Below are 12,316 nucleotides of genomic sequence, written 5' to 3' on the forward strand. Positions count from 1 at the left end.
TTGCTTATTCTATACACAAATTGATTTTTGAATTATCTTTTCAGAATAAGTAAAGAAGGCTTTCTCTTTTATGCACTTCCTCCCTACCAGTCTTTAATTTGCCTTTAATCAACAATAAGAACAAATCTTCAATATAGTACATCTTCTATAAAACAAAACCATAAGTAAGATAATTTCACTATTACAAATAATGAGATGTTCTGTTTCACCTTTTTACATTATCTAAAAAAGAACTTGTAGGAATTCTTACAAGTTCTTTTTTGTTTTCTTTATTGTCTTCTTATTTACATACGCAAGATTTATATATTTTATCGGATACATACTATATGTATCCGATAAAATAATTTAAAAATTAATATGTAATTGATCCGTTTTAAGAAAAGGAAATTTCATAAATCTTCAATCACAGTTTCTAAGTTCACCTGATAGAACGTATAAAGACTCATATCATCTTTTGATAATCTTTTGATAATTTTTTGGATGTTTTATTCTAAGTATATTCGACACAAATTGATTGTTTTTTATGAATTTTCTTGAAAAATATTGTAATATCACTCCATTTTTTCTTCTATTTTGTTATGATGTTTATAATTAAATTGGATTAGGATTTTTTTAGAAAATGGGGGCGTATATTATGAGTGTTTCAGTAAAGGGAAATGAGCAATTAACCTCTCTATTGAACGACTGGTATCGAGCTATGCTATCTCAACAAGTTATAAAAGCTACTAATCTAAAAAAGAAAATTGATGAAAAAATTAATAAGTTAAGCATTGAGCCGGATCAAGAACATCAGGATCAAAATTTGTTACTATACTATTCACTACTCGAATTTCGTTACAAGGTCTTAACAGATAGCCTTGGTATTCAACAAAATAGTTTTGATACTATTAGCGATTATGATATGCCTACAGATCAATTTCTACAATTCTATTATCATTTTTTCAAATCCATTCATTCCACTTTTATATCTAATTATACTGAGGCAGAGGAACATTATAAACTAGCAGAAAAAATATTGGTAGCTATACCAGATGAAATTGAACATGCTGAATTTTACTATAGAATTGCTACTTTCTATCACCATACCTATAACAATCTCGCTTCTATCGAGTACGCAAATAAATCGAGAGCAATCTTTTCAAAGTACGAAGGTTATGAAGTAAAAACAGCCTTTTGTAATAGTTTGCTAGGTGGTTGCTGCATCTATTTAAAACAGTACGAACAAGCAGAAGAATATCTACATTGCGCAATTGATTTACTACAAAAAAATAGGGAAGAAGATTCCTTGTTATACGTAAAAAATACTATGGGGTGGCTGTATTCTGATCAAAGTATGTCTACTTTAGCTATTCGTCACCTTTCAGAAGTAACAGAGAAAATCCCTACACACTTCAAGGCCATCTTCCTACAAGCTAAGGAACATTATAAGTTAGGAGAACAATCAACGGCCAGCCAACTCATTGATAAGGGACTACAGATTTGTAGAGAAATTCATAACGAAGAATACACACACCACTTCTCTATTTTAAAAAAATTAAACGAAAATATTCCATTGGAAGAATTAGAAAAAATCATTCAAGAAGGAATCTTATACTTTGAGGAAGAAGAATTATGGGAATATGTTGTCGAATACGCCGAATTATTTGCCACAAAATGTAGACAATTAGAGAACCACCAAAAAGTAAGTGACTATTTCCATATTTGTTATCAAGCAAGACAAAAATCAATCGCAAAAGGAGTGTTAAAATAATGAAAAAAATTAGCTTATTATTATCAGGCATTGCTTTTATTGGGGTATTAACGGTGGGAATTTTTCAGTTTTCTAAAACAGATCAGCTTGCTACTCATGGGCATTATCCTGCTCCTTCATATAGTGTTGGCGATTATGGTGGTGCACCACCACAAATTTAATGTAAATGTATTTAAAAACCCTCCAAATGGAGGGTTTTTAAATGGCTTATCTGCCTGTTCAATACGCATAGAGAGTACATATTATACTTATTTACTATGTTATAAGATTTTTCATTTCCACTCTGTAACAAGATTCTAGCATTCTCTCCTAGAATCTCAACTTAAATCTTAAATCCACCAATTAACTCTTGAAGTTCTTCCGCCATCTGTGCTAATTGTATTGCTGAAGAATTTATCTCTTCCATAGAAGCATGTTGTTCCTCAGATGAACCAGCTATCGTTTGCATACTTAAAGAATTTTCTTTTACAGCCATAGCTATTTGATCAATCGATGTATCAACTTTCATTGCATCAGTTGTCATTTTATTTGATAGTTCTACCATACCATGCACTTTTGATACAATATCATTTGCAGATTTTGAAATCTCATAAAAACTTTGTTTTGTATCATTCGCAACCTTAATTCCCGACTGTACTTCTACGCCTACTTCATTCATAGCTTTTACAGTCTCATGTACGTCTGCTTGTATTTCCTTAATTAAACTTCCAATTTCCATTGAAGATTCGGATGATTGCTCCGCCAACTTTCTAACTTCATCAGCAACAATTGCAAACCCTCTCCCCTGTTCCCCAGCTCTAGCTGCTTCAATCGCTGCATTTAATGCTAATAAATTTGTTTGTTCCGCAATATTTTGAATCGCTTCTAATATACTGCCAATTTGCTGTGATTTCTTATCTAATAATTTTATGACATTATCGGATTGAGAAACAGAGTGATGGATAGACTGCATTTGTGTTACAGTTTGTTCTACTAATTGTTCACCTTCATTGGCTTTTTGTTTAGTGTATATGGATGAAGCCGATACTTCAGAAGCATTCTCAGCTACGTATTGAATATTTCGTGTTACCTCACCAATTAATTCAGCTCCAGACTCAACTTCATTATTTTGAACCTCTGCACTGTTCGAGATTTCTTCCATCTCTTTTGTAATTTGTTCTGTCGCAACACTTGCTTGCTCTACACTAGCAGTTAGTTCCTCAGAAGACGCAGCTACATGTCCTGCAGATGTGTTAATTTGAGAAATAATATTACGTAACGACTCTGCCATTGTATTGAAACTACCACCTAATTGACCAAGTTCATGCTTTGAACGAATATCTATTTTCTCGGTTAAATCTCCTTGACTAATTCTTTGAGCTGAAATGACTAATTGTCTTAGTGGAGTAATTATAGATTTGAGTATGAATAGAATTACAATTCCACCTAACAATAATGAAGCACCTATTATAGTGAGCGTTTTATAAAAAATAGGATTGGTAGCTTCTTCAATTTCTTTCGTAGGCATTACGCCAGCTATTTTCCAACCTGTTTTTTTATTTGTCTTAAAGCTTATGTTTCGATCTTCACCATTGAGGCTATAAGTAATTACTCCATCTTCTGTCTTGTACAATTCATCCACTAAAGTTTTATCTAATTTCTCTCCAGGTTTTAGTGATGGATGAACAACTATAGTTTTATCTTGACTAACTATAGATACAAATCCTTGCTTCCCAATTTTTATCATTTTGGATGTTTTTACGATATCTTTAATATTCAAATCTACGCCAATGACACCACTTTTATCTGCATTCTGCTTTGCAATTGCAATTACCATATTTCCTGTAGACTTTGACTTATATGGAGATGAAACAATAATCTCTCCATCTGCTTTTACTGCATCCTTATACCAACTGCTTTCTAGCGGATTAAACCCTTCTGGTATTTTTCCAACAGGTGCATGAATAAATTGATTGTTACTGGATGCCGTATAAATCGTTTCTATCTCTGGATGTAACTGTATATATTGATCAAATTTATTCTGTACATTTTGCGATTGTTCAGGATTATAATCCCCTTGTGTGAGTACCTTTGCAAAATGAGTGATATCTGTATGCTTATTTTCTAATTCATCATCAACAATCTTATCTAAAATACTTATATTATCTTTTGCTGATTGTAGAATTGTTTCATTAAGATCTGTTTTTGCCTTATTATAAGATGATACTCCTACGATAAGGCTTGGTATAATTAATATTGCTATAAATGCCATAGACAACTTCGTTTTAAGCTTTATTTGCCCCAATCTTTCTTTTATATTAAACACTAGCTACTTCTCCTTTTCATTTTTACTACTTATATAGTTTATTTAAATTTTTCTCCTTTACTTTTCCACATTCATTTATGGTACCATTCGAAATGAAACCACAATTACATCCTATTATCCGCACTTTATAATTTAGAGATTTAATTTTCACAGACAGAGTTTTATCTGTCCTCCTTTCGAATATGTTATTTTTCTAGATTCAGCAATTATTAGACTACGAATTATTCCAAATAAACTTGATACAACATATGCTTCATTTAAAAAATAATTATTGGATTTGTTTGGATAAAAATCTAGTTTAGCGCTAATCCAATCGAATGAAATTCTTACCATAATACATTCACTAAACAAAGTAAATTTATTTCTTTTAATACTTATATTTAACTGCCTTTTAACCATTCTAACTGTATTATTTCATCGTTTTATCTATTTATTACAACCACTTTCGTTTTATTGAATCACTAAACTATAAATTCTAAATAGGAGAATAAAATAAATTAGAGAATTACATTGTAACATATATATATAAGTGGTTAATATTAAAATTTAAAACTTTACTATTTTTCATATGCAATATTACATGCGAAAAGCCATATTTTTTTTGTTATACTATGCATGTGGATTTTTCATCCAAAATCCACCCAAACGCATATTTATGTATATGCCACCCTAATTGATGAAAGTGAGAAGAATGTTTATCATTTTTCTCACTTTTTTATTTAGGCTCTGTTAATATTGATTATTGATAAAAAGTATTAAATAAGGGAAGACACCTTAGAGTTGGTGCTTCCCTTATTTGTTGATTATTCAAATCTAAAATAGGTATTTTCTAAACCTATTCTTTGCTTTAATGTTCTGCCCAAAGCATAATTATTTGGTAATTTTTTTCAATGACACAAATAATATAACCTACTTTTCCTGTTGTTAAATTAGTTAGTTATAAGTAGTTAGTGTTGTCGTAGATATAAGAAATAATATATCCATAGAAATTATTTTCTTTATCTTCTCTATTCATACCAACATTGTACAACCTAACTCTTGCTCCTGCCCAAATTTCATCATCATCATCAACATTACTTAAAGGCATCCATTTCGAGTTATCCAATATTTCACCCTTTTCTTAATTCATTCGTTTATACACGAATGTTGCTAGACACAAACTATCATAAGCATCCGTCATTTCATTGATTAGACGACCACCGACAGAGAAAAAAGACTCAACATAGCTTTTTACCCATTAAAACACTTGCTCTTTTAGTTATTTTTACATTTTGAATCTACGAAAATGAATTCCCTTATAAAAACTCTAACAGAGAATCTTCCTTCCAAATTTCACCTAGGGAATTATTTATTTTCCAAAAAACCTACCAACATCTTTATCAACTCATTTTAGAATATTTAAACAATAATTCCATATACATTACCTGCATAAATTATTCATTTTCTTTTATATAAGACCTACCTTTTTACTTCTGATAAATTATTAAACATTGGATTATTATACATAAACCCCAAAAACATGCGGTATTTTGTAGAATTTTGTCTATCAATATGTATGTACACCCTTTTGTAGTGGATATAGACTGTGAGGTGTAAGGAGATACCTTACAAAATAATAAAAAGGAGATTATAGAATGAGTAGATTAACAAAATTCTCAAAGTTAGTATTTTCAACTTTAATCGCGGGAAGTAGTCTAAGCACCTTTGTTTCGTCACACAATGTACAAGCTGACACCTTAGATCCTAATTACCAAGACAATGTAAAATTCATACCACCTTCTAGTGCTAGACCAACATTGGAACAAAAAAACACTATTGTTCCAGAAGCAAAAGTTGTTAAAAACCATTATGTAAAGTACTCTAAAGCACATTTCCAAACTAAAGAAAGTATACCAAAAGAGATTTATTATTCTTCAGAAGGCTTTAAGGGCTATATACAGGCAAGTACCGTTTGGGATATGGGAGATCATTTCGCAACACTATATTCCGGAACCGTTATTCGATGTTAGACTTTTAATCCATTCTCCCCTAATGCTTCAAATGATTAATAGCTCACTGCCAATACTGTAATATCTATTGTTCATAAAATAAACCACAAAATCTTTCGATTTCATGGTTTATCAAATATAAAGATAATGCTAAACGAATACTCTAACATTACCTTCCCCAAAGTTAATTATAGAGTATTTTCAAAAAAAAGACACTCTTGTAGTGTCTTTTTTATAAGTATTTTAAAAAGAATTCCACCTACTAACACCTTTTTGCTGCGCCTATTCGTTTATTTCAATATGATACTTTTCCATCTCGTATATGCAATAGACAATGATAGCTAAACTCCAACTGACACTATAATAATTATGTGTGTAGAAGTCATATCCCGCTTTAATACCTTTCTCTATTACAACTAATGTAAATCCTAAAGCCACCCATCTGTTAATTTTCATCTTTATAAACGTTAAAGAGATAATTATTAAAAATAAAATATTTGTAAGATGATTTATCATTAGCTCATATTTTTGAATGTATACTGCCATTATACAAGCAACGATATTAGTCGCAATGCCAAAGGCAATCACCGCTCCCCAAACCCTGTCCGAAAGTCCCACTCCTGAGTCAGTCCCTTCCTAAACAAATATCCCTTTCTTTAATTCGTTCCTACACCCTATTCAAGATATGCTAAATTATCCTTGTCTGATGAATATCTATTTATCTTTTCATATAGAGCAAACAAAATTTCTACTCATAATTTTTTCTTTATTAGACAAACTATGTCTAAGCCGTTTGAACTAGCGGCTTCACTCTTCTGGTAATGGGATAGCACAATTTATTGAATTGACTAACTCATTCAACCCACTGGCACCGGCAGGCAACAAAATAGTTGTCTGCCATTTTCATGTATACTTTTTCTAATTTCATTTCAAACCAAGTGTGTGCTGTACTGATTTCAAAAGGACAGAATTTCATTTTTTAAAATGTAAAAAAGATAAGGTCCTGTCTACTTTTGGTATAGGACTTTTTCTTTTCACACATACTATTTTTGAACCTGTTTACCAATACGTGTCCTAATGGTGTCTTGAATTCCTCCTAAAAAGGGCTGCAGATACGACTGCATGCCCTTTTATTTACGTTGCTTCTCTATATTGAATAAAATAATTAAAAACTAAAAATGTAATATTACATATTTTTTCTGTTCAGATTATGTTAGGATTTACTTCGTAGTCGAATTATAGTTTCGTATCTAATTCAGCAATATGTGAACTGTTTACCTAAAGAAAAGACACCCAAAAGGTGTCTTTTCTTCTTTTAATCTAAAAAACATTTTTTCTTTTCAGTAAGATCCAATTATCCCTCTAACCTAAACCTCATAATTAAAGGCAATTTAATCATGGTACTCAAGAGTTTTCATCCATTTCAATATACCTATAGCTTAATTTAAAATCACATTTCCAGCACTATATTTGCTTTCCTACAGATTTTCTGTCTTGTTCTTAATTCTGTCAAAATCCTCATGTAGCTATACAAAGAATATATGCTACTATGATATTAAGAAACTATGCGTTCCCTTAACCCTGTATCCGGCCCTGTATTTATTACAGGGTCTTTGTTTATTTTATTTACTTTTATTGGCTTATAAGGGTTAATACACAACCAATTTCAATTAAAATCGTTTAAATGTTAGTTAGAATTTGAAATAATATATCTATTAACTTTTTTAACAAATGTAATCTAATATTAAATTTCTAAATCTATACTGTACTATACACCAGTTAACACTATATAAATAGTATTAACTATCTTAATTGAATATTAGTAATAGTAAGTATAAATATTATCAATTTACTACATCTTACATTTATGTAAAAATAAATACATGTTAAGCTTTTTCAAAATCTTTCCCCTAATAAAGATTTGAAGTAGCATTTCATGATTCTCTTTACTGTTAATATGCCTTGAAAAAGAGCCCTATAGGGTTCTTTTTCTTCTCATTATAACCTCAGTAAGTCCATACAAAAAGGACTGCTAGTTATTAGAACATTGCTTCATTTTCAAAGAAACAAAAAAGGAATCCTTTACGGATTCCTTTTTGCAATGCACTCTTTTTCAAATGGTACATTTTGTACCTACTTTTAGTATACCTTATAATCCCTATAAGATAAATAAGATTAAATTGAATTTACTTCATTTATTTTCATAAAAGTATATAAATCTATAAATTAATACTACTAGGTTCACTTCCAAAAGGTTTGTATTTTTTCAATAAAAAGAATACATTATACTTCTTTATAATTTTACACTTTAGGTTTATCTGTTAATGCAGTAACAATCCTATCCACTAAGTCTTCTGGCATCCATTCATGATTTATATCATTCGTTTCATTTGTCCCTAAAGAATCAATAAACTTTTTAAACTTTGGAAATAAAACAATAGAAGTGATCCAATGTATCGTATGATTTATGGAGAAGAAATGAAAAGCTCCTTGCTTTTCACCCTCCTGTAATATTTCTTTTAACTGTTCAAAATTACCTATGAAATACGGTTTAATCTTTTCTAATCGTGCACTTTCCTTAATAATCTCCTCATATGCCAATGATCCAATTTCAGGGTTCTCTTTTATATGTGTAGTAAAAACCGTTAAATAGTCTCTAAGGGCATTGATAGGATCAAATTGATTCTTCTCAAGAAAATTGGGTAGCTCATTAGCAAGACCATATTTCTTAAATACCTCATAATATAGGTTTTCTTTCCCGTTAAAATAGTAAGAGGCCATAGCAACATTCACTTTCGCTTCTTTTGCAATTTCTTGTATGCTCGTACCTTCGTAGCCACGCTCTCCAAATTTTTTCTTAGCAGCCTTTAAAATATTTTCCATTGTCTGCTCTCGAGATTTCCCCATTTCACACACCTCAAATAGTATATATTTCACTTCAAAAACCCAATAAGGACTTTGAATAGAGTATCTTTTTAATGAAATTTAATTATATATTTAAAGTGGTAACTTAACAACCGATGAAGTTCTGATTACTTTAAACAATATCCCCTTGCGTAATATCAATAGCTTTCAAATACTTTACGCTCTTTTCTAATCGAGTGAAAGTCTGGACAAAAAACATCTAATATTATCTTAACTTCGTGTGCAAACAAAAAAATAATAAGGACCAAAGTTTATCTATTTTATAGATAAACTTTAGTCCTTTCATTACATTATACAGATTTAAAATAAACTCGTATATTGATGAGATAATTATCCATCAATCGGCCATCATTTACTGACTAGATCTGTTTAATCTCGATATAAGGTCCTTTAATGTTTAATTTGTTAATATCATTAGAGATATTGCCTACAGTTGATTTTTCATTAAAAGTATAGACCTTTTCACCATTTACAAAGATACCCCAATTTTTATCTTCGTAACTGATACCATAACCAGCATTGCTAGATGTAGCTTTAAGTTGATTTCCATTCATTGAAAGAGATAATTTCCCTTTTCCTTTGTTAAGTTTATCATTCACGCTGTTGATACTATTCATTTGTTCTTCAAGGGCTTTTTGGTTATCAAGAGTAACTTGATGGTTTTTCCAGTCTAATTTATAGTGGTTCGTAAAGAATTCATTATATGTATCTTTATTATTTGTTCCCCACCATTTTGAACTTACCCATTCGATATTGTACTGATCTGAAATTCTACGATTTGTTATTTTTAAATCTGATGTAGTTTCTGTTTTATCAGCAGTAATAACCGCTACTACGTTTGGAGAAAAACCATATCCTGTTAAAGCTGGTACTGTATCTTTTGAAACAAAATTATTCGTTCCTTCATTATAACTACGTGATTTCATAAATAGTTGATTACCATAGAAAGTATTGAATGAATCACGATTATAAATTCCCCACTCTGGGAAGTTAAATGATTGGAATCCTACTTTCCAATTTAATTTTTTATCTGTGTGGGTCTCTAATACCGTTTTATAATCTACTTGATCATAAGATACACTTTCTTTCCAAGCAAAGCTACCTGTGATACTTGCATCGGCATTTGGCCCTTTATCATTTACTCCTACTTTAACACTTCCACCAAGTGTATACCCTACCTCCGAAGTGACCTTTGCTGAAGTCATTGTATTAACTGGGGCAGCTTTATGGAATTGAGCACTATCACCACTTGTTATTTCTGCTTCAGTATGATAGGCTGATGGCCATTTTAAACCTGCGTTATAGTATCCGCTATTAATTGTATATTTAGCATCTATATTACTACCATCAGTGGTAACAATTGCAATCTTTTTATCTGCGTAAGGATCCTCAATAAAAGAAACCTTTATTGAATTTTTGATATTTTGCTTCATGTCATAAGTAGTTTTAAAACTATTATAGACCTTCCCACCATTTTGAAGATTTTCTACAGTTCCTTTAGAATCTGCAAATGCAGATGTTGCTTGTAAACCAAATGATCCAGACATAATAACGGACGCTACCGCAACGCATTTAGCTATTTCTTTTGCTTTTTTCATACAGACAGCCACTCCTTCTTAAACATTTAAAAGATATAAATATATTATTTCTACTTCACAAAAATAGAGATAGATTCATAGCCATACAATATAGAAATTCATTAACTTTTATGACACTAACTAAAAACACATATTTCACTAATCTTCCTCTCACTATTATTGATAACTATTATCAACATTATTAAAACATAAAATAACGATTTAAACAACAATTTTAAATACAAATTTAAAATTGTTGTTTAAAAAAATTATAGAATTCTTCATTTCGAGAATTACTATATTTTCAATTACTTATTACAGCCTATATTCAGATACATTATTTCCTTTCCATTCATAATAATCTAAAATTCCTTCATAAATGGCTTCTGCTGCAATTTGTCTACCATTTTCCGTAGATAATTTACTGTAATCAATACCATTATCTATAAATGCCAGTTCTGTCAACACAGCTGGCATGTCATTTTCCCTTATAACATGAAGGTCTCCATGTTTAACTCCTCTGTCTCGTGTTTGAAGTGCCTCTACTAAACGTGTTTGAATTTTTTCCGCTAAAACACGACTTTCTTCCACATGAGGATTTGTTTTTTCAGATTTAGAAGATTTATAGTAATATGTTTCTGTCCCTTTTGCATTACCATTAAAAGCATTTGCATGTACGCTTATAAAGATATCACCCCGATTTTTCTTAGCAAATTTAACACGTTCCTGTAAAGAACTTTTTTGATCATGTCCTGGTCTATTATCAGATTGACGAGTTAATAAAACTGTAAATGGTGTATGCTTTTCAAGTAATTGTTGTAGACGTAAAGAAGTGTCTAGTACAATCTTACTTTCAGGTAATCCCTTTGTGGATTTCCCAGGATCTTCGCCCCCATGTCCAGGATCAATAATAATTGTTTTGCTTTCTAATGGGTTTTTTTGACGATGTTGCATCATATCTGTTTTTGCAGTAAGTTGAGCAGCTTCAGCACGTGTTATAAATCTATTTGGTTGCCAACCGTTCTCAGTACCATTGGAAATTTTCAAACCGATTAAAATATTGGCATATTTTTCTCCCCAATGCCCTTTTAAATCTTCAAATTTAACCTGCTCATTATGATTTGGTGTGCTTTGTAGTTTATATGCATTTACTAGCATCGTAGCCATAGCAGCGCGAGTTACTTTTCCGGATGGATTGAAGATTCCATTACCCTCACCTTTAACAATACCAGCTTTTTCAGCAGCAGCAATATACGGAGTCGCCCAGTGGTTTTGTGAATCTGTAAATGATGGTTTTGCATTAGAGTCAATTTGTAGACCTAAAACTTTTGTCATAATTTTTGTAGCCGAAGCTCTGTCTAATGAGTCATTTGAACCGAAAGTTCCGTCTGGATAGCCATTCAATACCTGTTTATCAACTAAATAATTAACGGATTTGTCCGCCCATGCAGGAACATCTGGGAACTTATGAGTATTTGCAAATGTATTAGATGAGTAGGATAATAGACTTCCAGCAAGAATTCCTGTAGCAATTAATTTGTATTTCAAAATGTAACACCTCTATCAAGTTATTACAATTTGGTAAATATATCATTTATAATTAATCTTTAAATAATACGACCTTGAATAAAGAATAGATTAAGTTCTTCGCATTACTATATAGCAGATAATGAATTTAAAATCGAACTATTACTCCAAAAATAATCCTCGGACATACACTTATAGATAGAGATTATTAAATATAATTACCAACATTGTGTAACGAGTATAG

General features: G+C 30.9%; 8 protein-coding genes and 1 pseudogene. 3 read left to right on the top strand and 6 right to left on the bottom strand.

Annotation, left to right across the window (positions count from 1 at the left end; translation table 11 throughout):
- Positions 1 to 634: 634 nt before the first annotated feature.
- Both BC_RS17535 and BC_RS27720 read left to right on the top strand, forming a co-directional pair.
- Positions 635 to 1,750, top strand: a complete 1,116-nt coding sequence (locus BC_RS17535) for a Rap family tetratricopeptide repeat protein (protein WP_000116953.1) — start codon at positions 635 to 637, stop codon at positions 1,748 to 1,750.
- The gene (locus BC_RS27720; protein WP_000724107.1) at positions 1,750 to 1,911 is read left to right on the top strand and encodes a hypothetical protein; all 162 of its coding nucleotides are present in this window, start codon (positions 1,750 to 1,752) and stop codon (positions 1,909 to 1,911) included. Before BC_RS17535 ends, BC_RS27720 begins: the two co-directional genes overlap by 1 nt.
- A gap of 161 nt (positions 1,912 to 2,072) precedes the next feature.
- Here the strand turns inward: BC_RS27720 and BC_RS17540 are convergent, their stop codons facing one another.
- Positions 2,073 to 4,055 carry a methyl-accepting chemotaxis protein gene (locus tag BC_RS17540; protein WP_000481858.1) on the bottom strand — a complete coding sequence of 661 codons (1,983 nt, stop codon included), beginning with the start codon at positions 4,053 to 4,055 and terminating at the stop codon, positions 2,073 to 2,075.
- Positions 4,056 to 4,858: 803 nt separating this feature from the next.
- A pseudogene (locus tag BC_RS17545) lies at positions 4,859 to 5,142 on the bottom strand (hypothetical protein).
- 547 nt (positions 5,143 to 5,689) lie between these two features.
- On the opposite strand from BC_RS17545, the gene BC_RS17550 reads away from it, so the two are divergent.
- Positions 5,690 to 6,064, top strand: coding sequence for a hypothetical protein (locus BC_RS17550; RefSeq protein WP_000088972.1), 375 nt, complete (start codon positions 5,690 to 5,692; stop codon positions 6,062 to 6,064).
- A 261-nt stretch (positions 6,065 to 6,325) separates the two neighbouring features.
- Here the strand turns inward: BC_RS17550 and BC_RS17555 are convergent, their stop codons facing one another.
- The 4 genes from BC_RS17555 to BC_RS17570 all read right to left on the bottom strand — a co-directional run bounded on the left by BC_RS17555 (position 6,326) and on the right by BC_RS17570 (position 12,093).
- Positions 6,326 to 6,661 (bottom strand): hypothetical protein, encoded by a 336-nt coding sequence (locus BC_RS17555; RefSeq protein ID WP_000524431.1) that lies wholly within the window; start codon positions 6,659 to 6,661, stop codon positions 6,326 to 6,328.
- A gap of 1,683 nt (positions 6,662 to 8,344) precedes the next feature.
- Positions 8,345 to 8,950: a hemolysin II regulator HlyIIR gene (hlyIIR, locus tag BC_RS17560; protein ID WP_000520483.1), complete on the bottom strand. Its 606-nt coding sequence runs from the start codon at positions 8,948 to 8,950 to the stop codon at positions 8,345 to 8,347.
- A 377-nt stretch (positions 8,951 to 9,327) separates the two neighbouring features.
- A complete protein-coding gene (gene hlyII / locus BC_RS17565) occupies positions 9,328 to 10,566 on the bottom strand; it encodes a hemolysin II HlyII (RefSeq protein ID WP_000709367.1) in 1,239 nt (412 codons plus the stop codon).
- A 294-nt stretch (positions 10,567 to 10,860) separates the two neighbouring features.
- Positions 10,861 to 12,093 (bottom strand): N-acetylmuramoyl-L-alanine amidase, encoded by a 1,233-nt coding sequence (locus BC_RS17570; protein WP_000875660.1) that lies wholly within the window; start codon positions 12,091 to 12,093, stop codon positions 10,861 to 10,863.
- Positions 12,094 to 12,316: the final 223 nt, after the last annotated feature.

This window comes from Bacillus cereus ATCC 14579 (assembly GCF_000007825.1).
Lineage (GTDB): Bacteria > Bacillota > Bacilli > Bacillales > Bacillaceae_G > Bacillus_A > Bacillus_A cereus.